Source organism: Mycolicibacterium iranicum (assembly GCF_014190915.1).
Taxonomy (GTDB): Bacteria; Actinomycetota; Actinomycetes; order Mycobacteriales; family Mycobacteriaceae; genus Mycobacterium; species Mycobacterium iranicum_B.
Window position 1 is genome coordinate 93638 of the sequence record NZ_JACHVU010000009.1, and the last position, 24387, is coordinate 118024.

Sequence of the window (24387 nt, forward strand, 5' to 3'; positions counted from 1 at the left end):
AGCGACAACAACAGACATCAGCGACGGCGGCAAAACCCACGGCAATGAGGGCCACGATGTGGCCGCTCTTGTTGCCGGACGCCGTTCGCATGGCGCGAACAATAACAGAGTCGCCGAGAACTTCAGCGCGTGAGCAGCCACATCACAAGGACGAGCACGATCAGCGCGATCAGGGCCAGCGTCACGCGGGACCGTGGCATGCCGCTCACAGGTCGCCTCCCTCGTCGTCGTCGGTGTGCCGGATGCGGTGCAGGATCCTGATGCCGTTGCCGAGCAGCCCGTCGAGCACCAGTGCCGCACCGTAGGCCAGCGCCAGCACCACGGGCATCACCACCACCGTCTGCACGATGAACGGCAATCCCGACAGCCACAGCTCCACCCCGTCCCACCAGTTGAGGAAGCTGCCCACCCGGCCAGACTATGCGTCCGGCAACCCTGCGAAACACCGGGTGTTCGAGTAGACGCCGAGGCGCCCGGCAGTCGATGATGAGCAAATGGTTGTGCAGCAGTCCGAAGCCGCCGGCGGGGTCTCGTCGAACGGGGAATCCGCGGCGTTCGCCCTGACCAGCCCCGGTGCGTACAGCACCGCCGGGCCGCTGCGGAACCCGTTCCCGCCGATCGCGGACTACGCGTTCCTGTCGGACTGCGAGACGCAGTGCCTGATCTCGTCCGCGGGATCGGTGGAGTGGCTGTGTGTGCCGCGCCCCGATTCACCCAGCGTGTTCGGCGCGATCCTGGACCGCGGCGCCGGTCACTTCCGGCTGGGCCCCTACGGGGTGTCCGTACCCGCCGCGCGCCGCTACCTGCCCGGAAGCCTGATCCTTGAGACGACATGGCAGACCCACACCGGCTGGGTGATCGTGCGGGATGCGCTGGTGATGGGCCCGTGGCACGACCTGGAGACCCGGTCGCGCACCCACCGGCGGACGCCGATGGACTGGGACGCCGAGCACATCCTGCTGCGCACCGTGCGCTGCGTGAGCGGCACGGTCGAGTTGGTGATGAGCTGCGAGCCGTCGTTCGACTACCACCGCACCAGTGCGCACTGGGAGTACTCCGCGCAGGCGTACGGCGAGGCGATCGCGCGGGCGACGAAGGATCCCGATTCGCACCCCACGCTGCGGCTGACCACCAATCTGCGGATCGGCCTGGAGGGCCGCGAGGCCCGGGCCCGCACCCGCCTGAGCGAGGGCGACAATGTGTTCGTCGCGCTGAGCTGGTCGAAGCATCCGGCGCCGCAGACGTTCGAAGAAGCCTCGGAGAAGATGTGGAAGACCAGCGAATGCTGGCGCCAGTGGATCAACGTCGGCGACTTCCCCGACCACCCGTGGCGGGCCTATCTGCAACGCAGTGCGCTGACGCTGAAGGGCCTCACCTACTCCCCGACCGGCGCGCTGCTCGCGGCGCCCACCACGTCGCTCCCGGAAACGCCTCAGGGCGAACGCAACTGGGACTACCGCTATGCGTGGGTGCGTGACTCGACGTTCGCGCTGTGGGGGCTCTACACCCTGGGTCTGGATCGGGAGGCCGACGACTTCTTCGCGTTCATCGCCGACGTGTCCGGCGCCAACAACGGCGACCGGCATCCGCTGCAGGTGATGTACGGCGTCGGCGGGGAACGCAGCCTCGTCGAAGAGGAACTCAACCACCTCTCCGGCTACGACAACGCCCGCCCGGTGCGCATCGGCAACGGCGCCTACAACCAGATGCAGCACGACATCTGGGGCACGATGCTGGATTCGGTGTACCTGCACACCAAGTCGCGGGAGCAGATCCCCGAGACGCTGTGGCCGGTGCTCAAGGAGCAGGTCGAGGAGGCCATCAAACACTGGCGGCAGCCCGACCGCGGCATCTGGGAGGTGCGCGGCGAACCGCAGCACTTCACCTCCAGCAAGATCATGTGCTGGGTGGCCCTCGACCGCGGCGCCAAGCTCGCCGACCTCGAGGGCGAGAAGTCCTACGCCCAGCAGTGGCGCGCGATCGCCGAGGAGATCAAGGCCGACATCCTGGAGCACGGGGTCGACGAGCGCGGCGTGCTGACGCAGCGTTACGGGGACCCCGCGCTGGACGCCTCGCTGCTGTTGGCGGTGCTGACCCGGTTCCTGCCGCCGGACGACCCCCGCATCCGGGCCACGGTGATGGCGATCGCCGAGGAGCTCACCGAGGAAGGTCTGGTGCTGCGCTACCGGACCGAGGAGACCGACGACGGCTTGGCCGGGGAGGAAGGCACGTTCACCATCTGCTCGTTCTGGCTCGTGTCGGCGCTCGTCGAGATCGGCGAGATCCACCGCGCGCGTCACCTGTGTGAACGCCTGCTGTCCTTCGCCAGCCCCCTGCACCTCTACGCCGAGGAGATCGAGCCGCGCACCGGCAGGCACCTGGGCAACTTCCCGCAGGCGTTCACCCACCTGGCGCTGATCAACGCGGTGGTTCACGTGATCCGCGCCGAGGAAGAGGCCGACAGCTCCGGCGGCTTCCAGCCGGCGAACGCGCCGGTGTAACGAGACCGTCGCAATTTTGCGTCTGCCCGCGCAGAACCCTCGTGCGCCGGCGGCGCAGTTGCGACCATCGGCGCCATGGGATTCTCCGGGACCGGCGAGACGTCTCGCCAAGCCATCGACATCGCTGTCGGCATTCTCATCGGGCTGCGCGGGTGCTCGCGCAGTGAGGCCTTCGACGAGCTGGTGCGCGTCGTCCACCAGACCGGTATCGGCCTCGGCAGCGTCGCATCGGGTCTGGTGGCGCTGGCCACCGGAACGTCGTCTGTCGACCACGCCGAGGCGTTCACCGCCTGGGGCGAACTGATCCGGGGGGCACGGCCGGCGTCGCTCGTCAGCGCCTCCTGACGGCTTTCCTCAGCGGGCGGCGTTCTCCACCATCGCGTCGGCCATCTCGGCGGCCTCGTCGGTGATGTCGTAACCGCAGGCCCACGCCTCCACGGTCACGTTCGACACCTGGGAGAGGGCGTGTTGGCAGGCCCACCCGTCGGCGCCCTCCTGCGTGGTGACCTGGGTGATGAGCGAGTCACCGACTTTGACGTCGTCGAGTCTCCAGAGGTACTCCCCCTCGCCGACGAGGATCGCGTCGTTCGCGCAGTCCTGCCACGTCGCCTCGGACTCGGCGAGGAAGTCCTGCGCATTCCGCGGTGCCGGGTACAGGACCGCCGTCTGTTCGACCCAGTGATCGCTGTCGACGTCGGGTTCGCGTGCGACCTGGTCGCGCAGCGCCGTCCAGGAAGTCCCCTCGTAGACCGGCGCTTCGGCGCCGTACACCGCCCCGAGACAGGCGGGGTCCGACACGTCGGCGGAATGGTCGGTCATCTCGTCGAGCTCGCTGGTGACCTTCATCCGCGTCGACCCGACGATGGTGTTGATCTCCTCGATGTTCAGCAGGACCCGGTCCAGCTTCGTCTCGTCCAGGGGTGGAACATCGAGCCGGCCGACGCCGTGGGCGCGCACCGCCGTTCCCTCCACGGTGCTGGAGCACCCGGCGATCACCGCGCAGACCGCGAACATCGCACCGCCGAGGCGGGCACGCTGCACCGCGACACTGTTGCTCACCGCGTCATTGTCCGTCATCGTCCCCCACCGACGCGGGGGCCTCGACGTCAGCGCACGGCGGCGATCTTGTCGAGAATCACGCCGGCGACGGCGACCGCACCCCGGGGACTCCCGGCGGGACGGGGGTCGGTGAGCTCGATCTCGACGATGCAGTCACCCGCCAGACCGATCGCGCGCAGGCCCGTCGGCGACCCGCTGCCGCCCGAGGCGTGCAGCACGCTCGCCGACACCACCCGTTCGTCGAAGGCGACGTCGGTGACCCTGCTCATCTCGCCGGCGCCGTTGCCGGGGATCTGGACGGCGACGGTCTCGCCGTTGCACCGCCGCCACTGTTCGCTGACCGAGGCGAAGAACTCCTGTGCCGCAGCGCTGCCGGCCATCTGCACCACGGCGGAGAACACCGACACCGGCGGACCGTCGAACCCGCCTCCGGCCCAGGTGACGCTCGCCACGGAGCGGACGGGGCTGGCCTGGTAGACGACGCTCTGCAGGCGGTAGGCGGCGCTGACGCATTCCGCGGGCGACGCCTGCGCCTCGGCGACACTGCGCAGCAGCATGTCGGCATCGCCCTCCACCGGGTCACCGATCAGGCCGGTCGGACCCGTGCCGAGAACGCCGGCCAGCTCGGGTGCCGTCGGCAGGAACCGGCCCAGCGGTATGGCGGGCGACGGCTGGGCGGCCTCGGCGATCCGGACGACGGGACGGTCCTCGGCAGGGCCGTCCGCACAGGCCGACACCGCACCTCCGAGGCACACGGCAGCAGCCACCACCCCCGCGACCCTCCTCGACATACCCCTTGAGTAGCACGCCGGAGCGCGGCGCGCAGCCCGGTTCGGCGAACCCTCAGTCCGCTGCCAAGGATTTCGGCTCACCGCGATCACAACCTCCGCGGCGGCCGCTGTGGTGGCGCAATACCGTCGCAGGCCGCGGTCGGCGCTGGTCAGCTCACCGTCGCGGCGGCGCAATGACCCACCGCCGGCGGCCGCGGCGACGCGGTGCGTTCGGCGGAGGGCGTCGACCGATTTAGCGTCGCCATCAGCACTTTCAGCACCCTTCGCAGCCGAGACGAGGTGACCCGGTGACCGATCCCCTGCCCACGCCCACGCCGCTGCGCCGCCCGCGGGCCGACCAGGCTCGACTCGTCGCCGACGTGGTGCGTCACCAGATCCATGCCGGCGGCTACCAGGACGGGCTGCCGACCGAAGCCGACCTCGCCGCGGAGTTCCTGGTGTCGCGCAACGCGGTACGCGAGGCGCTCGCGGTGCTCAAGGCCGAGGGCCTGATCGACCGGGAGCCGAAGGTAGGCACCCACGTCGCGATCCGCAAGTACGACCACGGTCTCGACGCGCTGGTCGGTCTGCAGGAGACGTTCAAGGGTTACGGCGAGATCCGCAACGAGGTGCGGGCGACCCTGACGGTGGCGGCGCCGCCCTCCGTCGCCCGCAAGCTCGAACTCGATCCGGGCGAGCCCGTCGTGTTCATCGAACGACTGCGCTACCTCGGCGGTCTGCCGCTCAGCCTCGACATGACGTACCTGGCCTGCGACGTCGGCGAGGCCGTCACTGAACACGCGCTGGAGGACAACGACGTGTTCTCCCTTATCGAACTCGTCACCGGGCAACGCCTGGGACGTGCTGCCGTGGCCGTCGAAGCCGTTACGGCGGATCCGCATTCGGCGGCGATCCTGCAGGTGCCCGACAACGCGGCACTGCTGCTGCTCGAGCGGCTGACCCATCTCGACGACGGCCGCCCCGTCGATCTCGAATACATCCGGATGCGCGGTGATCGGATCACCATGCGCAGCAATCTGATCAGGAGATGACCATGGCTCAGGTCACGCAGCGGGTCGACGTGCCCGTCACCATCGACGAATCGCTGTGCATCGAGGGATGCACGCTGTGCGTCGAGATCTGTCCGCTCGACTCGTTGGCGATCAACCCGGAGAACGGCAAGGCCTTCATGCACGTGGACGAGTGCTGGTACTGCGGGCCCTGCGCCGCCCGCTGTCCGACCGGCGCCGTCACCGTCAACATGCCCTACCTCATCCGTTAGCTTCCGAATGCCCGAGGATCCCTCATGAAACGCATTGCCGCCGTGCTGCTCACCGTCGCCACCGCCACATCGGTGGCCGGGTGCTCGCTGGACTCCCAGACCCGGTCCGAGGACACCGTCCGCGTCGTCGTCGGCTATCAGTCCAAGACGATCAACACCGTGACGGCAGGGACGCTGCTGCGCGCCAAGGGTTTCCTCGAACAGCGTCTCGGGGACCTGACGAAGGCAGGCGGCCCCGACTACGTCGTGGAATGGCAGGACTACGACACCGGGGCACCCATCACCGCCCAGATGGTCGCCGAGAAGATCGACATCGGGTCCATGGGCGACTATCCGCTGCTGATCAACGGATCCAAGACGCAGGCCAACGAGCGGTCACGGACCGAACTGGTGTCGGTCACCGGCTACAGCCCGACCGGCGCGCTGAACATGATCGTGGTTCCGCCCGGATCCGATGCCCGCACCGTCGCCGACCTCAGGGGGCAGAAGGTCTCGGCCAGCGTCGGATCAGCGGGACACGGCACGCTGGTCCGGGCCCTCGACAACGCCGGCATCGACCCCAAGACCGGCGTCGAGGTGCTGAACCAACAGCCGCAGGTCGGCGCCTCGGCGCTCGAATCCGGTCAGGTGCAGGCACTGTCGCAGTTCGTCGCGTGGCCGGGCCTGCTCGCTTTCCAGGACAAGGCCACCCTGCTCTACGACGGCGCCGAGGGTGATTATCCGACGTTCCACGGTGTCGTCGTACGGCGCGACTACGCGGGCCGCCATCCCGAGGTGCTCGACGCGTTCCTGCAGGCCCAGCTCGACGCCACCGGATTCCTCAACGACAATCCTCTGAAATCGGCGCAACTCGTGGCCGAGGGCAGCGGGCTGCCGCAGGAGGTCGTCTACCTGTACAACGGCCCCGGCGGCACGAGTTTCGACACGACGCTCAAGCCCTCGCTGGTGCAGGCTCTGAAGGGCGACGTGCCCTACCTCCAGTCCATCGGCGAGTTCTCACCACTGGACGTCGAGAACTTCGTGTCCGACACCGCGATCCGTAAAGCCTTCGCCGACCGTGGCCTGGACTACGAGGCCGCGCTGCGCAGCACCACCAACCCGTCGGCGCTCGGCGGGCACGATCCCGTCTGCGACGTCGCCGTGACCGATGCGAAGCTCGCCGGCGAAGTGTGGATCGACGGGACCGAATCGACGCAACCCGCCGCGAATCCCGACTGCCTGCTGCGTGCCGTGCGGGACGCCACTGCCGGCGGCGGAACCATCCGCGCCGCATACGTTTCCGACACCGAATTCGGTACCCGCTGGTTCGCCGACAGGTCGTTCTGGGTCCGGGACGGCCAACGCCACCTGCCGTTCGACACCGTCGCGGGCGCCGAACGCTACACCGCGGCACACCCCGGCGCGACGGTCGTCGACTATCAGCAGGCCCTGGCGGGTGCGGTGTGACGACCCCACCCGCGGTCCTGACGACCGACGCACCCGTCGTCGTCCCGCCGGTCGCACCTGCGAAACGACCCGCGCGGCGGCCGCACTGGGGGTCGTGGCTGGTGCGCCTCGTCTCGGTCGCCACTGCGGTGGCGCTGTGGCAGGTGTTGACCGCCAACGACGTCCGGCTGTGGCTGCGGTTCGACACGCTGCCCACCGTCGGTGAGGTTCTCACCGCGTTGTTGAACCGCATCGAAACCCCGGAGTACTGGCTGGATCTGGGGCAGTCGCTGATCCGCATCCTCACCGGCTTCGCGCTCGCCGGTGTGGCGGGGGTCGTCACCGGCATCGCGCTCGGGCGCTCCGGCAGGTTCGCGAACATCTTCGGGCCGCTGACCGAGCTCGCGCGGCCGATCCCCGCGATCGCGATCGTGCCCGTCGCCATCCTGCTGTTCCCGACCGACGAGGCGGGCATCGTGTTCATCACGTTCCTGGCCGCCTACTTCCCGATCATGGTCAGCACCCGCCACGCCGTGCGCGCGCTGCCCACTCTGTGGGAGGACTCGGTGCGCACCCTGGGCGGGAACCGCTGGGACGTGATCGTGCGGGTGGTGTTGCCCGGCATCCTGCCCGGAGTGTTCGGCGGCCTGTCGGTCGGCATCGGCGTGGCCTGGATCTGTGTGATCTCGGCGGAGATGATCTCGGGCCGGCTCGGCGTCGGGTACCGCACGTGGCAGGCCTACACCGTGCTCGCCTATCCCGACGTGTTCGTCGGGATCCTCACGATCGGCGTGCTCGGCTTCGTCACCTCCGCCGCCGTCGAATTGATCGGCAGGCGGGTGACGCGGTGGCTCCCGCGGGGCGAGGGGAATGGGCGATGAGCGCCGCCGGGATGACGCTGACGCTGCGCGATCTCGTACTGAGCTACGGCGGGGCACCGGTGGTGGACGGGCTGGATCTCGACGTGCGGCCCGGGGAGATCCTGGTCCTCACCGGGCCGTCGGGCTGCGGGAAGTCGACGGTGCTGCGGGCGCTCGCAGGCCTGCTCTCCCCCGACCGCGGTGACGTCCTGGCAGACGGCGTGCGCGTGACGGGCACGTCGCGGGACCGGGCGATGGTGTTCCAGGACAACGCATTGCTCCCGTGGCGAACCGTGCGGTCCAATGTCGAGCTCGCCCTCAAGCTTGCCGGTCATCCGCGCCCGGGACGGCGGGAGGACGCCACGAAGTGGATCGCCGACGTGGGGTTGTCCGGTTTCGAGTCGTACCTGCCGAAGAGTCTCTCCGGAGGTATGCGCCAGCGGGTGCAGTTGGCCCGCGGTCTGGCCGGCGCCCCCCGCGCGGTCATGATGGATGAGCCGTTCGGCGCGCTGGACACCCAGACCCGCGCCACCATGCAGCGACTGCTGATCGACACCTGGCGGGCACACCCCACCACGGTCGTCTTCGTCACCCACGACGTGGACGAGGCCCTGCTGATCGGTGACCGGATCGCGGTGCTGGGGCGGGCCGGCAAGCCACTGCGCACCCTGATCGACGTCCCCTCCCCGCGCGATCCCTCCGCGTCCCGCGCCACACTGCGCACCGAAGTGATTGCCGCACTGAACTATTCGGAGCTGTTTTCCTGATGCAGATACCCACACTCGGCCCCGGTCTCGAAGGAGCCGTCCGCCTCGACTGCGATGTCCTGGTCATCGGCGGCGGCACCGCGGGGACGATGGCCGCCCTCACCGCAGCCGAGAACGGCGCCCGGGTGCTGCTGCTCGAGAAGGCCCACGTCCGGCACTCCGGCGCGCTGGCGATGGGGATGGACGGGGTGAACAACGCGGTCATTCCCGGCAAGGCGACGCCGGAGGACTACGTCGCCGAGATCACCCGCGCCAACGACGGAATCGTCAACCAGCGCACCATCTATCAGACGGCCACCCGCGGGTTCGCGATGGTGCAGCGGCTGGAACGCTACGGCGTGAAATTCGAGAAGGACGAACACGGCGAGTACGCGGTGCGCCGCGTGCACCGCTCCGGGTCCTATGTGCTGCCGATGCCCGAGGGCAAGGACGTCAAGAAGGCGCTCTACCGCGTGCTGCGGCAGCGGTCGATGCGCGAGCGGATCCAGATCGAGAACCGGCTCGTCCCGGTGCGTGTGCTGACGTCGGACGGAGACGACGGGACCCGGCGGGCTGTCGGTGCGGCCGCGCTGAACAGCCGCACCGGCGAATTCGTCGTCGTCGCGGCGAAGGCCGTCATCCTCGCCACCGGCGCGTGCGGGCGGCTCGGCCTGCCGGCATCGGGCTACCTGTACGGAACCTACGAGAACCCCACCAACGCCGGAGACGGTTACTCGATGGCCTTCCACGCCGGCGCCGAGCTCTCCGGCATCGAATGCTTCCAGATCAACCCGCTCATCAAGGACTACAACGGCCCCGCCTGCGCCTACGTCGCCAACCCCTTCGGCGGGTATCAGGTGAACGCCCATGGAGAGCGGTTCGTCGATTCCGACTACTGGTCGGGGCAGATGATGGCCGAGGTGAAGAGTGAGATCGAGTCCGCGCGCGGACCCATCTACCTCAAGGTCAGCCACCTGCCCGACGAAACCCTGACCGCGCTCGAAGGCATCCTGCACACCACCGAACGGCCGACCCGCGGCACCTTCCACGCCAACCGCGGACACGACTACCGGACCCATGACATCGAGATGCACATCTCGGAGATCGGTTTGTGCAGTGGCCATTCCGCGTCCGGGGTGTGGGTCGACGAGAACGCGCGCACGACCGTCCCGGGGCTCTACGCCGCCGGTGATCTCGCCTGCGTGCCCCACAACTACATGATCGGCGCGTTCGTCTACGGCGACCTCGCGGGGGCACACGCCGCCTCCTCGCTGGCCGATGTCCCTGCCCCGCAGGACCTTCCGGCCGACCAGGTCGCGGCGGCCCACGAGCTGATCTACCGTCCGCTGCGCAACCCGGACGGCCCGCCGCAACCCCAGGTGGAATACAAGCTGCGGCGGTTCGTCAACGACTACGTCGCCCCGCCGAAGACCGCGACGAAGCTGTCGCTGGCCGTCGAGACGTTCCAGCGGATGCGCGACGAGGTCGCGGGGATCGGCGCGCGGACACCCCACGAACTGATGCGCGCGGTCGAGGTGTCGTTCATCCGCGACTGCGCGGAGATGGCCGCGCGGTCCTCGCTGACGCGCACCGAATCACGGTGGGGGCTCTATCACGACCGCAGCGATCTGCCCGACCGCGACGACACCCGGTGGCGCTACCACCTCAACCTGCGCAAGACCGGCGAGGGGGACATGGAGTTCCTCAAGCGGCCGGTCGCGCCGTACTTCGTGCCGGTGCCGGGGCTGGACGGATTACCCAGTGGGGAAACCGAACCCGTGCCCGTCAGCGAGCCCGACCTGCAGGGTAGCCGGGCGCCGACCTCGGAGGTGTCCCGGATCGCGGCCGTCCCCGTCGCGCCGCCGTCGCCGCGGATCGCCGCGGTGCTGGCGCTCGACGAACCCTCGGTCGGCGACCTGATGCCGTATCTGCGCGACACCGACGCCGGCGTCCGCCGCACCGCGGTCGACGCCCTCACCGAGCACCTCTGCGACGGATACTCCGAGCCCCTCATCGCGGCGCTGGGCGACGACGACGTCGACGTGCGCCAGGTGGCCGCCGACGGCATCCGGGAGCTCGTCGAAGTGCTGCCCGACCTACAAACCCTGCGGCACTACCTCGATTCCACGGACCCCGTGGTCCGCGGCGCCGCCATCTACGTGCTGGCTTCGCGCCGTGCCGCAGACCCGGCCGACTACCGGCGCCTGGTCGCCGACCCGGACCACCGGGCCCGGATCGAGGCGGTGCGTGCGCTGGTGTCCGTCGACGACATCGACGGGGTCGCCGCCGCGCACGCCGACCCGAACCGTGAGGTCCGCATCGCCGTCGCCAACGGTCTCGGCACCCTGGGGGCCGGGGCGGCGACGGTGCGCATGCTCATCGACGACACCGACCCACTGGTGCGGGCCGCCGCGCTCGCGGCGATCGGCATGATCGGGTGGGGCGAGGCGGACGTGGCGACCGTCGAGAAGGCGCTGGCAGCGGGGGCGTGGCAGATCCGGCAGGGTGCGGCGCGAGCCCTGGCCGGGGCACCGTCGCCGTCGGCGGCGGTGCCGCCGCTGTCGCAGGCGCTGGCGGATCCGCACCTCGACGTCCGCAAGGCCGCCGTTCTCAGCCTCACCCGGTGGGCCTCGTCGGAGGATGCGGCGCGCGAGGCACTGACCGGTGCGCTCGACGACGGCGACGCCGATGTGCGCGCCTATGCCCGGCGCGCACTGGAGGCCGCCCCCTGATCCGACGGCGGCGTCGGCATTTCGTCAGAAGTAGCCGTTGGCAGGCGGCGCCGTGCCTTTGACCAGGTAGCTGCCCACGGCATGGGCCTTGTAGTCCAGCGGGTTGTGGCTGGCGACCGTCCTCGCATTGCGCCAATGCCGGTCGAGGTTCAGCGCCCGGGACGTGGCCGACGCTCCCCCGGTGTCGAACAGCCGTTGCGCCGACTGCAGCGTCAACCGCTCGGCGACCAACTGGGCCTGAGCGACCACGATCGCGACCTGTGCCAGCGCCTCCGGGTCGCGCGCAGATCCGCTGTCCACCAGCGTGTCCAGAGCGTCTGCCGCGGCCAGCACCAGCGCTTTCGCGGCCGCGGCCGCGGCACCGATCTCGCCGACGGCGTGCAGCACGAACGGATCGTCGGCGGCACGGCCGGCCAGTGAGTGCGACGCGGGCCTGGCGCGCGTCTGCACGTACTCGACCGCATCACGCCGGACCGCCGCCGCGATCCCCGCGGCCACCGCCGCCAGATACAACTGCAGGAACGTCGTGCCGTGCGCCAGATGGCTGCCGTCGGACACCGTCGTGACCTCCTGCGGCGCGATCTGTACGTCGGTGAAGTGTGTGGCACCGCTGGCCGTCATGCGCTGCCCGAAACCGTCCCAGTCATCGAACAGTTCGACGCCGGCCCGATCGGTCGGCACGATGACCTGGACGTCCCTGCCGTCGGCATCGACCGCCGACACCGCGATCGCGTCGGCGTAGAGCGTTCCGGTCGAATAGAACTTGCGCCCGTTCAGCCGCAGCACGCCGTCGGCGTCGGGCAGCACCGTGGTGTCGGTACTGCCCGGCGCCCGTCCCTTCGCGTCCGTGATCGCATTGCCGAGAACGAGGCCCGCGTTGATCCTCGGAAACCATTCCGCGCGTTCGGCGTCGGTGGCGCGGTTGCTCATCAGACGCTCCGCGAACCCGAAGTGCGCCCGCAGCGCCTGCGCCACGTTCGAGCTGCCGGACGCGAGGTGGATCACCGCCGCGAGCACGTCACGAACGCTGCCACCGGGACCGCCGTAGCGCCGGGGAACGCGCAGGGAGAGGATGCCTGCGCGCCGCAGCTCGGCGACGGCGTCGTGCTGGAGCACCCGTTCCCGCTCGGCGGACGGATCCGCGGCGCGCAGGGCGTCCACGATCGGCTCCAGGCGGGCCAGGCGCACGGCCGCGTCGGAGGTCGTTTCACCCAGATCGGTGAGGGTCATGGTCAGTCCTCGGAAGGTCGACGGAATCGGGGGATGAGGTGTTCGGCGAAGCGCGCGAGCTCGGCGTCGATCGGTTGGAACTGCAGCATGAACAGTTCGATCCCTGCGGCATGGAACTCCGAGATCCGTTCGGCGACAGTGTCATAGCTGCCGACCAGACCGGCAAGGGTGCCGCCGTTGGATCCGACGCGGCTGGCGCCGGCGAGCACCCGGTACATCTGCGTCTTCGGATCGGTGCCGCCGGAGATCTCGGGCCGAGTCTCGGCGTCGACCAACGCCTGCAGGTATCGCGCCTCGGCCTGCGCCTCGGCGTCGGTGTCACGCGCGATCACGAACGCCGACAGACCGAAGCGCAGCGGCGGGCCTGCGGTTCGCCGGGATCGGAGGTCGGCGATGACGTCGCGGGTGTCGCGCAACGGCCTGCCGTTGATGAAGAACACATCGGCGGTCGCGGCGGCCAGTGCCCGTCCGGGTTCGGACTCCCCTCCGACGTACACCGCAGGCGCGCGGCGCGGGATCGGGCGGATCAGTGCCGCCTGCCGCCCACCCGTGTCGACCTGCTTGCCGTCCCACAGCGCGGTGACGACATCGAGCCATTCCCGGGTGTGGGCGTAGCGGTCGTCGTGGTCGAGCAATCCCACCCCGAGTGCGTCCAACTCGGGGAGAAACCAGCCGCTGACGACGTTGATCGACAGGCGGCCCCCGGAGATGTCGGCGATGTTCGCCGCCATCTTCGCGAACACCAGCGGGTTCAGGAGCAGCGGCTTGATCGCCCCGATGAGCTCGATCCGCTCGGTGGCCTCGGCCAGACCCGCCACGGTCGACCAGGTTTCGAGGACGTCGTCTTCGACATCGCTGGGGTGAATGACGTGCTGGGCGATCAGCGTCGCGTCGAACCCGGCCCGTTCGGCAGCCACGATCAGGTCCCGGGTCCGCCGGTAGCTCGCGTCGGGGGCATCCCGGGGGTGGTGGCGTGCGCCGTGGTTTCCGTAAACCGGCGCCCAGACGCCGAACCGGGGCCCCGTCATGAGGTGGTCAGGTAGCGGTCACGTTCCCAGTCGCTGACGTGGCTGACGTACCGGTCCCATTCGCTGCGCGCGAGGGTCGCGAAGTCGAGCACGGACTGCTCGCCCAGGATGTCGAGGATGGTGTCGTCCTGGATGGCCAGCGCCACCGCGGTGCCGAGCGAATCAGGCAGCGGCTGTCCCTTCCCGTAGAGATTTCCCGTCGCGGCCCGCGGCGGCTCCCGGCGTGCCTCCAGACCGGCGATGACCCCGGCCAGAGCCGACGCGATCAGCCAGTACGGGTTCGAATCCGAGGCTCCGGAACGCAATTCGATGCGCGAGGCCTCCGGTCTGTCCTCGATCAGCGAACGGATCGCTGCGCTGCGATTGTCCCTGCTCCAGTTCACGGTGTCAGGGGCGAAGGTGTCGGGCGCGAAGCGCCGGTAGGCGTTGACCGAGTGCGCGCCGAACAGCGTGATCGAGGGCAGGTGTTCGAACAGCCCGGCGATGGCGTACCGCGCGTCGCGGCTCTCGGCGCCGTCCACCGCGGCGAACGCGGGCTGCCCGTCCTTCCACAACGAGATGTGGAGGTGCGCAGAGCTTCCCGAGTGTTCGGAAAAGGGTTTGGGCATGAAGCTGGCGAGCTTGCCGTGCCGTCGCGCCACCTCCTTGGCCGCGTACTTGAGCCGGGCGCTGTCGTCGGCGGCCGCCAGCGCATCGGTGTACACCAGGTTGGTCTCGACCTGTCCCGGCCCGTATTCGGTCTGGATCCCTTCCAGGCGGGTGAACGCCCCGAGGGTCTCGTACAGGTCGGCGATGAGCGGGTCCAGCGCGTTGGCGTTCTCCAGCGAGTACGCCTGGATCCTGTCGATGATCGGCGAACCGTCGTTCTCGAGCAGGTAGAACTCGAATTCGACACCCACCTTCGCGGTGTACCCCAGGCCCTCCAGCCGCGTCAGCACCCGGCGCAGCACACCGCGCGGATCCAGCAGCGACGGCGTCCGGTGGTGGGTGACGATGTCGGAGATGACATGGCCGACTCCCCGGCGCCACGGCACCGGCGTGAACGTCGAGAAGTCAGGAACCGCATAGACGTCCGGGTATCCGCCCTCCCAGTTGGTGAGGCGTAGCGAGTCGATCACGGTGCCGTCGGTGTTCCACCCCAGGGCGGCCTCACAGAACGCGAACCCGGCGCCGGTGGCGCGGTCCAGGAATTGCCCGGCCGGGATGCGCTTGCCCGCGGCGTGACCGAACGGGTCGCTCCACGCCACCTCGATCTCGGTGAGACTGCCGTCGGCGATGCCGCTGCGGAGTTCGTCGGCGGCCGGGCTCACGGCCGGTTCGGAGAGCTGAGTCATCGCGGGGCCCGTCGTCCGATCACCGCACCCACCGTGAAGGCGCCGGCGAGCAGACCGACGATCACCCACGCCAGCACGGCGGAGCCACCGACCAGGTCGCTGAGGTTGGCCAGGATCAACACCAGAGAGCCGAGCAGCCCGACCAGGCCGAGCGCCGGGGCGACCCGCACCCGCCACGGCGACTGCCCGCGACGGTCTTTGGCGAAGAACACCAGCACCGCCACGCTGGTCGCGATGAGCAGGAGGACGACACCCACGGTCGTGGCCCCGGCGAACCACGTGTAGAACTGTGCCGCCGGGTCGAGACCGAACGCGACGGCGAGCACCACGCTCACCGCGACGACACCCGAGATCCACAGCGAGGCCCGGTGGGGCGAACCGTGTTCGGCGTGCGGACGGCTCAGGGAGGCCGGCAGCACGTCCTTCTGCGCGAGCGCGAACAGGTATCGCGATGCGACGTTGTGGAAGGCCAGGATGCAGGCGAACAGGCTGGTGAAGTAAAGCACGGCGATGACGTCGGCACCGACGGCTCCGAGGTAGCGGGCCGCGGTGTCACCCAGGAACGTGCCACCGTTGGCCGTGGCCTGCGCGACGGCCTCCTCGTCGCCCCAGCCCGAGATCAGCGCCCAGCTCGTCGCCGCGTAGAAGAGGCCGATCAGCAGCAGCGAGGCATAGGTGGCGCGCGGGATGGTGCGCTCCGGGGTGCGGGCCTCGTCGCGGAAGATCGCGGTCGCTTCGAACCCGACGTAGCTGATGATCGCGAAAAGCAGTCCGATGCCCAGGGATCCCGAGAAGACGGCCTGCGGGTCGATGATGCCCGACGACAGCCCGTGGTCGCCGCCCCGGACGACGATCACGAGGTCCAGGATCACCACGATCGCGATCTCGGCGGTCAGCAGCACCCCGAGCACGCGGCTGGACAGTTCGATGTTGCGGTAGCCGAGATAGGTCGTCACCGCGAACGCGACCGCCGCGAACGCCCACCACGGCAGCGTGGGTCCGCCGAACTGTGCGAGGACGCCGGCACCCGCCGGGCCGAGAAGGCCGTACACCCCGGCTTCGAGGGCCACGTAGCTGACGATCGCCACGAAGGCGATCCCGATGCCCACCGGCAGCCCTAGTGACCGGCGGACGTAGGAGAAGAACGCCCCCGCCTCCTCGACATGCGGCGTCATGGCGGTGAAGCCCACGGAGAAGAGAAGCAGGATCACGGTCGCGACGAGGAACGTGGCCGGAAACCCGGCACCGTTGCCGTTGGCGAGACCCAGCGGCACGACGCCGCCGACCACCCCGAGGGGTGCGGCCGCGGCGACGACCATGAAGACGATGGACGCCGCGCCGAGATTTCCACTCAGACGGCGGGATCCAGGCCCGGGGGTGACGTCAGGGCCGGCTGCGTCCGCCGGCGACTCCTTCCCGGGCAGGGTTGTCTCAGACATGCGGGCCGTCCTTCTCGTGAGGGGTCGTGGCTGTGAGGCACAGCGTTGAGGGGACCGTAGGGTCGTCGCCGGTGGTGCTCAATCGTTGGAGTCAGCGTGAGTTCTTCTCCCCCCGGGGATGACTCGGCGGGATCCCGCGCTCGCGGGGTGTAGTGGCCCCCCAGATGCCGTAGCGCTCGGGCACGCTCAACGCGTGCTCCCGGCAGCGGAGCAGCACCGGGCATCCGCGGCAGATGTTCTTGGCCTGCTCTTCACGCGTGCGTCGGTCCGCGCGCCGGTCGTTCTCGGGGAAGAACAGTTCGGCCGGAAACTCCAGGCAGCGTCCGGACAGCTGCCAACTCCAGTAGTCGCTGTCGTCGAGGTGCTCCGCCGGCCAGACCGCTGTCATGACGTGATGCTCGCTCACAAAGCCGGGTTCGCCCAGAGATCGGCTCGCCGTGAGCTTTTCGTCGCGATCGCACGCAATCGGGGGTCGCGCCTCACCAGCAGACGAGCAGGGCGCCGAGCAGCACGACAGCAGACCCGAGCAGCACACCCGCCCAGGCCCACAGCGCCGGGAACGCCGACGAGGCCATCGCGTCGGCGATCAGCCAGGGCGTGGGCGTCTCTTCCATGGGGGCCACGCTAGGCCGGGCCGGGGTGCCCCGACGGCGGCCGGTTCCGGCCGACCACGAAATCCCCTGTAAGACAGTTCATTCGAACACTGCGGGATTGGAATCCCGGCGCGCAGAACTACCGCTGCGCGGCCTTGGCGAGCATCTCGGCCAGCACCTCGGCCCCCTGGTCGTCGACCCGCTCGGCGCACACCGACGCTTCCAGAATCAGGTTCGCCGCGGCGGCCAGGGTGTGCTGACACTGCCAGTCGATCGAGTCCACGGCGGTCGACTTCTGGGCGAGCACACCGTCGCTGCGCGTCACGTCGCCCAGGTCCCAGTCGTAGAAGTCCTCACCGTCGCTGATCGACACGGTGCGGCCGGCGCAGTCCTCCCACTGCCGAGCCGATTCCACGATGAACTGGTCGGCCGCCTCCACCGACGGCAAGACCACGGCGGTCTCCTCCACCCAGTGGTCGTAGTCGTCGCCGGGTTCACTGGCCAGGCGGGTCAGGACGGCCGTGTAGCCGGTTCCGGCGTAGACGGGTTCTTCCGCGCTGTACAGCGCGCCGAGGCAGTCGGTGTCGGAGACCCCGTCGGAATCGTCGGTCATCTCCTCGACCTCGCCGGTGATCTCGATGTCCGGGCTGCCCAGTACATCGCCCAGTTCGTCGTCGTCGAGCAGGATCTCGTCGAGGTCGCGCTCCCCCAGCACCGTCGTGGGCCGAGGCACCACGTCGTCGCCGCGCACCGCCGCGCCGTCGACGACGCTGGTGCAGGAGGCCGTGACCAACGCCGCCGCCAGCACGCCTATCGCCGACCCGACACGCATCCCCGACCTCACTGGACGCCCTACTTCTTCGGTTTGTCTGCGGCGGACTCTGTCGACAGCGCGGCGACGAACGCCTCCTGCGGGACCTCGACGCGGCCGATGGTCTTCATCCGCTTCTTGCCTTCCTTCTGCTTTTCCAGAAGTTTGCGCTTACGGGTGATGTCGCCGCCGTAGCACTTCGACAGCACGTCCTTGCGAATCGCCCGGATATTCTCGCGCGCAATGATTCTCGACCCGATCGCGGCCTGCACGGGCACCTCGAACTGCTGGCGTGGGATGAGTTCCTTGAGCTTGGTCGTCATCTTGTTGCCGTAGGCCGAGGCGCCGTCCTTGTGCACGATCGCGCTGAAGGCGTCGACCGCCTCGCCCTGCAACAGGATGTCGACCTTCACCAGATCGGCTTCCTGCTCGCCGGCTTCCTCGTAGTCGAGGCTGGCGTAACCGCGGGTGCGCGATTTCAGTGAGTCGAAGAAGTCGAAGATGATCTCGCCCAGCGGCATCGTGTAGCGCAGCTCGACGCGCTCGGGCGACAGATAGTCCATGCCGCCGAGCTCACCGCGCCGTGACTGACACAGCTCCATGATCGTGCCGATGAACTCGCTCGGCGCGATGACCGTGGTCTTGACCACCGGTTCGAACACCTGCCGGACCTTGCCCTCGGGCCAGTCCGACGGATTGGTCACGGTCAGCTCGGTGTTGTCCTCTTTGATCACCCGGTACACGACGTTCGGTGCGGTCGAGATCAGGTCGAGGTTGAATTCGCGCTCGAGGCGCTCGCGGGTGATCTCCATGTGCAGCAGGCCGAGGAACCCACACCGGAAACCGAAGCCCAGCGCCACCGACGTCTCCGGCTCGTAGGTCAGCGCCGCGTCGTTGAGCTGCAGCTTGTCCAGCGCCTCGCGCAGCACCGGGTAGTCGGACCCGTCGACCGGGTAGAGCCCGGAGTAGACCATCGGCCTGGGCTCGCGGTAGCCGGTCAGCGCCTCGGTGGCGCCGTGGCGCGCTGTCGTCACGGTGTCGCCGACCTTGGACTGGCGGACGTCCTTCACGCCGGTGATCAGGTAGCCGACCTCGCCGACGCCCAACCCGTCCGAGGCCTTGGGCTCCGGGGAGACGATGCCGACCTCCAGCAACTCGTGGGTCGCGCCGGTGGACATCATCTTGATCTTCTCGCGCGGGTTGAGCGTGCCGTCGACCACCCGAACGTAGGTCACCACGCCGCGGTAGATGTCGTAGACGGAGTCGAAGATCATCGCGCGCGCGGGCGCGTCGGCGTCACCGACCGGGGCCGGGATCAGCCGGACGACCTCGTCGAGCAGTTCCCGGACGCCGGCACCGGTCTTGCCCGAGACCCGCAACACGTCCTCGGGCTCGCAACCGATGATGTGGGCGATCTCCCCGGCGTAGCGGTCCGGGTCGGCGGCCGGCAGGTCGATCTTGTTCAGCACCGGGATGATGGTCAGGTCGCGATCCAGCGCCAGGTACAGGTTGGCCAGCGTCTGCGCCTCGATGCCCTGCGCGGCGTCGACCAGCAGCACCGCGCCCTCACAGGCCTCCAGGGCGCGGGACACCTCGTAGGTGAAGTCGACGTGGCCGGGGGTGTCGATCAGGTGCAGGACGAACTGTTCCTCGGTCCCGTCCTCGCCGCGGACGGTCCACGGGAGCCGGACGTTCTGCGCCTTGATGGTGATGCCGCGTTCACGCTCGATGTCCATCCGGTCCAGGTACTGCGCGCGCATATCGCGGTCGGCCACGACCCCGGTGATCCCCAGCATGCGATCCGCCAGGGTCGATTTGCCGTGGTCGATGTGGGCGATGATGCAGAAGTTCCGAATCTGCGCCGGCGCAGTGAACGTCTTGTCGGCGAAGCTGCTGATGGGAATCTCCTGGTGAGCGGGGTCTGGCGGCCTGATCAGGCCCGTCCAGAGTATCGAGCGCAGCCCCCTGCGGCCCAATCGAGCCCTGCGCGCACACCCTATGCTTGGCGGGTATGGCGTCATCGTCATGGAATATGAAGGCCTTTCAGCGCTTCCTGGTCAAGGGCACCGAGAACCTCGTCTTCAACGAGGCGCCCAAACTGGTGCGCCAATTGCAGAAGTCGGAGACCCTGCAGCGGGGAATCCAGCAGGGCATCCGCATCGGGCTCGACGTCCTGGCCGGGCCCCCGGAGACCAGCGCACCGGCGCTCCCCGCCGGACGACCGGTGTCCAGCAGCTTCGTTCCCACTGCCCACCGCGCGCGCCGGGTGTCCTACGCCCCGGACCTCGACGGCCGCGCCGACCCCGGTGAGATCGTCTGGACCTGGGTGGTGTTCGAGGACGACCCGACGCGTGGCAAGGACCGTCCGGTGCTCGTCGTCGGCCGTGACAGGAGCATCCTGCTCGGGCTCATGCTGTCCAGCCGGGACCACCACCGCGACGACCCGAACTGGATCGGCATCGGTACCGGCACCTGGGACTACGAGGGCCGCGCGAGCTGGGTGCGGCTGGACCGGGTGCTGGATGTGCCCGAGGAGAGCATCCGGCGTGAGGGGGCGATCCTGGAACGCGAGGTGTTCGACGTGGTCGCCGCGCGGCTGCGCGCCCAGTATTCGTGGTCCTGATTCCCGCCTCCGGCGGGGTGTCCTGACCACCCGGAGGTCTATGCGGGGCTGCGCCACATCTGCCACAGCGTCGGACCGCCGTCGGGAACCGTGATCTCGCCGGTGACCTCGAACCCGAAGCGCAGGTAGTAGGGCACGTTGGACTCCTTGCTGGACTCCAGATAGGCCGGGGCGCCCTCGGCGTCGCAGCGGTCCAGCCGCGAACGCATCAGCGCGTTGCCGAACCCGCCCCCGCGCACGTCGGGGTCGCTGCCGATCACCGCGAGATACCAGTGCGGTTCCTCGGGGTGGTGCTCCTTCATCAACTCTTCGATCGCCATGCCACGCCCCACGGTCCGGCCCATCGCCCACAGGAAGCTCGGCATCATCCGGAACTCCTCGCGCTGGGACTGCTTCCAGCGTCCGGGCGGGTCCCACAGCGCCGCGGCCCCGAGGACCCCGGCCCGCGACGCGGTCTGCGCCGCCCCGGTCCCCAGGAAGTGGTGCCGCGTCATCGCCCCGAAGATCCGCGGGAGGGCGCGCACCCGCTTGGCAGGGTCCGGCACCATCCACATCATCACCGGGTCGTCGAAGAACGCCCGCCCGAGGACCCGCGACAGCTGTTTCACATCCCGCTTCGCAGCGAAGCGGACATCCACGTCGGTCACCGCGGGATCAGCCCTGCGTGATGTAGGCCTGGAGATGCTCGTGTTCGCGTTCGAGCTCCTCCATGCGGGTCTTTACGACGTCGCCGATGCTGACGATGCCGGCGAGCCGGCCGTCGACCACGACCGGGACGTGCCGGACCCTGTTGGTGGTCATCAGCACGCTGAGGCTGTCGACCGAATCATCCGGCGAACACGTCGCGACCAGCGTGGTCATGATCTCCGACACCGGTCGGTGGAGAAGCTCGGCACCCATGGCGTGGAGCTTACGCACGACGTCGCGTTCGGAGACGATGCCGAGGAGCCCGTCGGGTGAGACGACCACCATCGCCCCGATGTTCAGCCTCGCCAGCTCGGTCAGCAGCGCCGCGACCGAGGTCTCGGGCGTGATCGTGGCGACCGTCGCCCCCTTGTTGCGCAGCACGTCGGAAATCCGCATCGACATCTCCCCTGGTGACGTAGCTCACACCAGGCTACTACTGCGCGGCTTCCCAGCGGAACAGATCACAGACGGACAGGGTTGCACCGACAAGTGTCCCCCACCCCGAACGAAAGGACGGCCATGACTGCCTCGACCACTCTCGGTGACGGATTGACGGTCAGCGCACTGGGTTTCGGCGGCATGGCGCTCACACCGGTGTACGGCGGCGCGGTCGACGACGCCGAATCGCTGGCCACGCTGCACCACGCGATCGACGTCGGGGTGAGCTTCCTCGACACCGCGAACGTCTACGGCTCCGGCGACAACGAGCGGCTGATCGCCCGCCTGCTCGCCGACCGCCGCGACGAGGTGACGCTGGCGACCAAGTTCGGAATCCAGGCGAACCCGGCCGAGCGCGGCGGGCGCGTCTCCCCGCGCGGCGACGCGGCCTATGTCCGGCAGTGCATCGACGAGAGCCTGCAGCGTCTGCAGACCGACGTGGTGGACCTGTACTACCTGCACCGGCGGGACCCGAACGTGCCGATCGAGGAGACCGTCGGCGCGATGGCCGAACTGGTGGACGCGGGCAAGGTGCGACACCTCGGCCTGTCCGAGGTGTCGGCCGCGGAACTGCGCGCCGCCCACGCCGTGCACCCGATCGCCGCGCTGCAGAGCGAATGGTCGATCTGGACCCGCGATATCGAGGCCGTCATCGTCCCCGCGGCCGCCGAGCTCGGCGTGGGCATCGTCCCGTTCTCGCCCCTCGGACGTGGATTCCTGACCGGCACGGTGCGATCCGCCGCCGACATCGGCGACAACGATTTCCGTCGGACCATGCCGCGCTTCGCCGGTACCGCGCTGGAGGCCAATCAGAGCGTCGTCGACGCGGTCGGCACGGTGGCCCGCGAGGTCGGGGCGACTCCGGCGCAGGTCGCGCTGGCCTGGCTGCGGCACCGCGCCGAGGAACTCGGCGTCACGTCGGTCCCGATCCCCGGCACTCGTCGCGCCGCGCGCATCGACGAGAACGTGGCGTCGCTGTCGGTGACACTGACCCCGGAGCAGGTCCGCACACTGGGCGCCGCCGGCGACGCGGTGACGGGCACCCGGTACGCCGACATGTCGTCGGTGGGCTCGCACCGCGAATAGCGCCCCGCCAACCGGCGATTACGCCGCGCGGAGCCGGGCCCGCCGGTATACCTGGCGACATGATCGAAGTCACGCTGCTCGGTACCGGAAGCCCGATCCCCGACGCGCGGCGCGCCGGGCCGTCGACGCTGGTGCGCGCGGGCGGGCAGACGTTCCTCGTGGACTGCGGACGCGGCGTGCTGCAGCGCGCCGCGGCGATAGGCGTCGGCGCCAATGCCATCACCGCGCTGCTCCTGACGCATCTGCACAGCGACCACATCGCCGACCTCGGGGATGTCCTGATCACCCGCTGGGTGTCGAACTTCGCCCCCGACCAGGCGCCGCTGCCGATCATCGGCCCGCCGGGCACCGCCGCGGTGGTGGAGAACATGCTGAAGGCGTTCAGCTTCGACATCGGCTACCGCATCGCCCACCATGCCGACCTGACCTCGCCGCCGCCGGTCGAGGTCGAGGAGGTCACCGGAGGTGTGGTGTGGGGCCGCGACGAGGTGTCGATCCGGGTCGGTCCCACCGACCACCGGCCGGTCGCGCCCACGCTGGGATTCCGCATCGAACACCGCGGGGCGTCGGTCGTGCTCGCCGGCGACACCGTCCCCTGCCCCGGACTCGACGAATTGTCGGTCGGCGCAGGTGCTCTGGTGCACACCGTCATCCGGCGGGACCTCATCGAGGCCATGCCGATGCAACGCATCCGCGACATCTGCGACTACCACTCCTCGGTGGAACAGGCCGCCGAGACCGCGGCGCGCGCAGGCGCCGGGATCCTGATCCTCACGCACTACGTGCCGACGCTGCAGCCCGGGCAGGAGGAGGAGTGGCGCGCGCTGGCGGCGACGAAGTTCGACCGCCAGATCGAGATCGGGGACGACCTGCACCGCGTCGAGGTGCACCCCGGGGTGTGCGCTAGGCCAGCCGGGTGATCTCCACGATCACGTCGAGGTCGGTCGACCCCTCGCCGGAGTAGATGCCCTTGAGCGGCGTGACATCCGAATAGTCCCGCCCCACCCCGACGCTGACGTACTGCTCGTTGATCTCCGCGTCGTTGGTCGGGTCGTAGTACCACCACTCGCCGGTCCACGCCTGGATCCAGGCGTGACTCTGTCCGTCGACAGTGTCACCGATCTTGGCGTCGCGCTGCGGATGCAGGTAACCCGAGACGTACCGTGACGGAATCCCCATGCTGCGCAACAGGATCAGCGTCAGGTGCGCGAAATCCTGGCACACGCCCTTGCCCTCGCGCAGCGCGTCGACTCCCGAGGTGTGCACGCCGGTGGTGCCTGCCACGTACTTCAGCTCGCCCTGTACCCAGCGCGCGGCCTCGATGACCGCCTCGTGCGGCTCGTTGTACTTGGCGATACGACGTCCGACCCGCTCGATGCGCTTGCTGCCCGGAACGTAATGGGTGGGGGCGAGCACCTCGTCGTAGCGGTCGATCACCGCCTCGCTCGCCAGATCCGTCCACGTCACCTTCGTCGCCGGCTCCTCGGGCCGGTCGGTCTCCACCACCGAGGACGCCGTCACCTCGAGCTCGGTGTGGGGCGCGTGCAGATCGAACGCCGTCACCGCCGTGCCCCAGTAGTCGACGTAGCGATAGGACCTCGTCGCCGGGACCGTCTCGACGCGGTTGAGGATCACGTTCTGGCGGTGATCCGATCGAGGCGTCAGGCGTGCCTCGTTGAACGACGCCGTAACGGGAGACTTGTAGGCGTACCCCGTCGAATGCACCACGCGCATGCGCCACAT

The 24387-nt window shown here is 69.3% G+C and carries 25 protein-coding genes; 11 read left to right on the forward strand and 14 right to left on the reverse strand.

Features of this window, described 5'->3' with window-relative positions; all coding sequences use genetic code 11:
- Positions 1-205: 205 nt before the first annotated feature.
- Positions 206-409, reverse strand: coding sequence for a hypothetical protein (locus FHR72_RS18935; RefSeq protein WP_183470955.1), 204 nt, complete (start codon positions 407-409; stop codon positions 206-208).
- 85 nt (positions 410-494) lie between these two features.
- Here FHR72_RS18935 and FHR72_RS18940 point away from each other — a divergent pair, with 85 nt between their 5' ends.
- Both FHR72_RS18940 and FHR72_RS18945 read left to right on the forward strand, forming a co-directional pair.
- The gene (locus FHR72_RS18940) at positions 495-2501 is read left to right on the forward strand and encodes a glycoside hydrolase family 15 protein (protein ID WP_183470956.1); all 2007 of its coding nucleotides are present in this window, start codon (positions 495-497) and stop codon (positions 2499-2501) included.
- A gap of 75 nt (positions 2502-2576) precedes the next feature.
- Positions 2577-2846, forward strand: a complete 270-nt coding sequence (locus FHR72_RS18945; protein ID WP_183470957.1) for an ANTAR domain-containing protein — start codon at positions 2577-2579, stop codon at positions 2844-2846.
- A 9-nt stretch (positions 2847-2855) separates the two neighbouring features.
- Here the strand turns inward: FHR72_RS18945 and FHR72_RS18950 are convergent, their stop codons facing one another.
- Together FHR72_RS18950 and FHR72_RS18955 are read right to left on the reverse strand one after the other, a co-directional pair.
- A complete protein-coding gene (locus FHR72_RS18950; protein ID WP_183470958.1) occupies positions 2856-3578 on the reverse strand; it encodes a sensor domain-containing protein in 723 nt (240 codons plus the stop codon).
- A gap of 29 nt (positions 3579-3607) precedes the next feature.
- Positions 3608-4351: a sensor domain-containing protein gene (locus FHR72_RS18955; protein ID WP_183470959.1), complete on the reverse strand. Its 744-nt coding sequence runs from the start codon at positions 4349-4351 to the stop codon at positions 3608-3610.
- A gap of 287 nt (positions 4352-4638) precedes the next feature.
- Here FHR72_RS18955 and FHR72_RS18960 point away from each other — a divergent pair, with 287 nt between their 5' ends.
- The 6 genes from FHR72_RS18960 to FHR72_RS18985 are packed head-to-tail and all read left to right on the forward strand — an operon-like array spanning position 4639 to position 11375.
- Positions 4639-5382 (forward strand): GntR family transcriptional regulator, encoded by a 744-nt coding sequence (locus tag FHR72_RS18960; RefSeq protein WP_396888482.1) that lies wholly within the window; start codon positions 4639-4641, stop codon positions 5380-5382.
- Between the two features lie 2 nt (positions 5383-5384).
- Positions 5385-5612 (forward strand): 4Fe-4S dicluster domain-containing protein, encoded by a 228-nt coding sequence (locus tag FHR72_RS18965; protein WP_183471137.1) that lies wholly within the window; start codon positions 5385-5387, stop codon positions 5610-5612.
- Between the two features lie 24 nt (positions 5613-5636).
- Positions 5637-7058 (forward strand): ABC transporter substrate-binding protein, encoded by a 1422-nt coding sequence (locus FHR72_RS18970; RefSeq protein WP_183470960.1) that lies wholly within the window; start codon positions 5637-5639, stop codon positions 7056-7058.
- The gene (locus tag FHR72_RS18975) at positions 7055-7918 is read left to right on the forward strand and encodes an ABC transporter permease (RefSeq protein ID WP_183470961.1); all 864 of its coding nucleotides are present in this window, start codon (positions 7055-7057) and stop codon (positions 7916-7918) included. The genes FHR72_RS18970 and FHR72_RS18975 overlap by 4 nt, the downstream gene beginning before the upstream one ends.
- 11 nt (positions 7919-7929) lie before the next feature.
- Positions 7930-8664 carry an ABC transporter ATP-binding protein gene (locus FHR72_RS18980; protein WP_396888484.1) on the forward strand — a complete coding sequence of 245 codons (735 nt, stop codon included), beginning with the start codon at positions 7930-7932 and terminating at the stop codon, positions 8662-8664.
- The gene (locus FHR72_RS18985) at positions 8664-11375 is read left to right on the forward strand and encodes a fumarate reductase/succinate dehydrogenase flavoprotein subunit (RefSeq protein ID WP_183470963.1); all 2712 of its coding nucleotides are present in this window, start codon (positions 8664-8666) and stop codon (positions 11373-11375) included. The genes FHR72_RS18980 and FHR72_RS18985 overlap by 1 nt, the downstream gene beginning before the upstream one ends.
- A gap of 24 nt (positions 11376-11399) precedes the next feature.
- Here FHR72_RS18985 and FHR72_RS18990 read toward each other — a convergent pair whose 3' ends face one another.
- The 8 genes from FHR72_RS18990 to lepA all read right to left on the reverse strand — a co-directional run bounded on the left by FHR72_RS18990 (position 11400) and on the right by lepA (position 19837).
- Positions 11400-12605, reverse strand: a complete 1206-nt coding sequence (locus FHR72_RS18990; protein WP_183470964.1) for an acyl-CoA dehydrogenase family protein — start codon at positions 12603-12605, stop codon at positions 11400-11402.
- 2 nt (positions 12606-12607) lie between these two features.
- A complete protein-coding gene (locus FHR72_RS18995; protein ID WP_183470965.1) occupies positions 12608-13633 on the reverse strand; it encodes an LLM class flavin-dependent oxidoreductase in 1026 nt (341 codons plus the stop codon).
- Positions 13630-14967: a glutamine synthetase family protein gene (locus FHR72_RS19000; protein WP_183470966.1), complete on the reverse strand. Its 1338-nt coding sequence runs from the start codon at positions 14965-14967 to the stop codon at positions 13630-13632. Before FHR72_RS19000 ends, FHR72_RS18995 begins: the two co-directional genes overlap by 4 nt.
- Positions 14964-16406: an APC family permease gene (locus tag FHR72_RS19005; RefSeq protein ID WP_183470967.1), complete on the reverse strand. Its 1443-nt coding sequence runs from the start codon at positions 16404-16406 to the stop codon at positions 14964-14966. Before FHR72_RS19005 ends, FHR72_RS19000 begins: the two co-directional genes overlap by 4 nt.
- Positions 16407-16497: 91 nt before the next feature.
- On the reverse strand, positions 16498-16794 hold the full coding sequence (locus FHR72_RS19010; protein WP_183470968.1) for a WhiB family transcriptional regulator: 297 nt from the start codon (positions 16792-16794) through the stop codon (positions 16498-16500).
- A 91-nt stretch (positions 16795-16885) separates the two neighbouring features.
- On the reverse strand, positions 16886-17020 hold the full coding sequence (locus FHR72_RS26590; protein WP_260156108.1) for a hypothetical protein: 135 nt from the start codon (positions 17018-17020) through the stop codon (positions 16886-16888).
- 118 nt (positions 17021-17138) lie between these two features.
- Positions 17139-17831: a sensor domain-containing protein gene (locus tag FHR72_RS19015; RefSeq protein ID WP_183470969.1), complete on the reverse strand. Its 693-nt coding sequence runs from the start codon at positions 17829-17831 to the stop codon at positions 17139-17141.
- Between the two features lie 20 nt (positions 17832-17851).
- Positions 17852-19837, reverse strand: a complete 1986-nt coding sequence (gene lepA, locus FHR72_RS19020) for a translation elongation factor 4 (RefSeq protein WP_396888483.1) — start codon at positions 19835-19837, stop codon at positions 17852-17854.
- On the opposite strand from lepA, the gene FHR72_RS19025 reads away from it, so the two are divergent.
- Positions 19822-20433, forward strand: a complete 612-nt coding sequence (locus FHR72_RS19025; protein WP_183470970.1) for a type II toxin-antitoxin system PemK/MazF family toxin — start codon at positions 19822-19824, stop codon at positions 20431-20433. The two genes, lepA and FHR72_RS19025, sit on opposite strands and share 16 nt — an antisense overlap.
- Before the next feature lie 38 nt (positions 20434-20471).
- Here FHR72_RS19025 and FHR72_RS19030 read toward each other — a convergent pair whose 3' ends face one another.
- Both FHR72_RS19030 and FHR72_RS19035 read right to left on the reverse strand, forming a co-directional pair.
- Entirely contained in the window at positions 20472-21080 is a 609-nt protein-coding gene (locus tag FHR72_RS19030) for a GNAT family N-acetyltransferase (protein ID WP_183470971.1), read from the reverse strand.
- A 7-nt stretch (positions 21081-21087) separates the two neighbouring features.
- A complete protein-coding gene (locus FHR72_RS19035) occupies positions 21088-21516 on the reverse strand; it encodes a CBS domain-containing protein (RefSeq protein WP_183470972.1) in 429 nt (142 codons plus the stop codon).
- Between the two features lie 123 nt (positions 21517-21639).
- Here FHR72_RS19035 and FHR72_RS19040 point away from each other — a divergent pair, with 123 nt between their 5' ends.
- Complete coding sequence (locus tag FHR72_RS19040) at positions 21640-22644, forward strand: aldo/keto reductase (RefSeq protein ID WP_183470973.1); 1005 nt, start codon at positions 21640-21642, stop codon at positions 22642-22644.
- Positions 22645-22703: 59 nt separating this feature from the next.
- Complete coding sequence (locus FHR72_RS19045; RefSeq protein ID WP_183470974.1) at positions 22704-23564, forward strand: ribonuclease Z; 861 nt, start codon at positions 22704-22706, stop codon at positions 23562-23564.
- Here the strand turns inward: FHR72_RS19045 and FHR72_RS19050 are convergent.
- Positions 23548-24387 (reverse strand): transglutaminase family protein, encoded by an 840-nt coding sequence (locus FHR72_RS19050; RefSeq protein ID WP_183470976.1) that lies wholly within the window; start codon positions 24385-24387, stop codon positions 23548-23550. The two genes, FHR72_RS19045 and FHR72_RS19050, sit on opposite strands and share 17 nt — an antisense overlap.

What these genes read in the sequence shown, in the direction of transcription:
- FHR72_RS19025 (WP_183470970.1), top strand. Translation starts at nt 19,822, where the DNA reads ATGGCGTCATCGTCATGGAATATGAAGGCCTTTCAGCGCTTCCTGGTC.
- FHR72_RS19045 (WP_183470974.1), top strand. Translation starts at nt 22,704, where the DNA reads ATGATCGAAGTCACGCTGCTCGGTACCGGAAGCCCGATCCCCGACGCG.
- FHR72_RS26590 (WP_260156108.1), bottom strand. Translation starts at nt 17,020, where the DNA reads ATGGAAGAGACGCCCACGCCCTGGCTGATCGCCGACGCGATGGCCTCG.
- FHR72_RS18955 (WP_183470959.1), bottom strand. Translation starts at nt 4,351, where the DNA reads ATGTCGAGGAGGGTCGCGGGGGTGGTGGCTGCTGCCGTGTGCCTCGGA.
- FHR72_RS19040 (WP_183470973.1), top strand. Translation starts at nt 21,640, where the DNA reads ATGACTGCCTCGACCACTCTCGGTGACGGATTGACGGTCAGCGCACTG.
- FHR72_RS19035 (WP_183470972.1), bottom strand. Translation starts at nt 21,516, where the DNA reads ATGCGGATTTCCGACGTGCTGCGCAACAAGGGGGCGACGGTCGCCACG.
- FHR72_RS18995 (WP_183470965.1), bottom strand. Translation starts at nt 13,633, where the DNA reads ATGACGGGGCCCCGGTTCGGCGTCTGGGCGCCGGTTTACGGAAACCAC.
- FHR72_RS18965 (WP_183471137.1), top strand. Translation starts at nt 5,385, where the DNA reads ATGGCTCAGGTCACGCAGCGGGTCGACGTGCCCGTCACCATCGACGAA.
- FHR72_RS19010 (WP_183470968.1), bottom strand. Translation starts at nt 16,794, where the DNA reads ATGACAGCGGTCTGGCCGGCGGAGCACCTCGACGACAGCGACTACTGG.
- FHR72_RS18985 (WP_183470963.1), top strand. Translation starts at nt 8,664, where the DNA reads ATGCAGATACCCACACTCGGCCCCGGTCTCGAAGGAGCCGTCCGCCTC.
- FHR72_RS19005 (WP_183470967.1), bottom strand. Translation starts at nt 16,406, where the DNA reads ATGTCTGAGACAACCCTGCCCGGGAAGGAGTCGCCGGCGGACGCAGCC.
- FHR72_RS18940 (WP_183470956.1), top strand. Translation starts at nt 495, where the DNA reads ATGGTTGTGCAGCAGTCCGAAGCCGCCGGCGGGGTCTCGTCGAACGGG.
- FHR72_RS19000 (WP_183470966.1), bottom strand. Translation starts at nt 14,967, where the DNA reads ATGACTCAGCTCTCCGAACCGGCCGTGAGCCCGGCCGCCGACGAACTC.
- FHR72_RS18980 (WP_396888484.1), top strand. Translation starts at nt 7,930, where the DNA reads ATGACGCTGACGCTGCGCGATCTCGTACTGAGCTACGGCGGGGCACCG.
- FHR72_RS18945 (WP_183470957.1), top strand. Translation starts at nt 2,577, where the DNA reads ATGGGATTCTCCGGGACCGGCGAGACGTCTCGCCAAGCCATCGACATC.
- FHR72_RS18970 (WP_183470960.1), top strand. Translation starts at nt 5,637, where the DNA reads ATGAAACGCATTGCCGCCGTGCTGCTCACCGTCGCCACCGCCACATCG.
- FHR72_RS19015 (WP_183470969.1), bottom strand. Translation starts at nt 17,831, where the DNA reads ATGCGTGTCGGGTCGGCGATAGGCGTGCTGGCGGCGGCGTTGGTCACG.
- FHR72_RS18990 (WP_183470964.1), bottom strand. Translation starts at nt 12,605, where the DNA reads ATGACCCTCACCGATCTGGGTGAAACGACCTCCGACGCGGCCGTGCGC.
- FHR72_RS18950 (WP_183470958.1), bottom strand. Translation starts at nt 3,578, where the DNA reads ATGACGGACAATGACGCGGTGAGCAACAGTGTCGCGGTGCAGCGTGCC.
- lepA (WP_396888483.1), bottom strand. Translation starts at nt 19,837, where the DNA reads ATGACGATGACGCCATACCCGCCAAGCATAGGGTGTGCGCGCAGGGCT.
- FHR72_RS19050 (WP_183470976.1), bottom strand. Translation starts at nt 24,387, where the DNA reads ATGTGGCGCATGCGCGTGGTGCATTCGACGGGGTACGCCTACAAGTCT.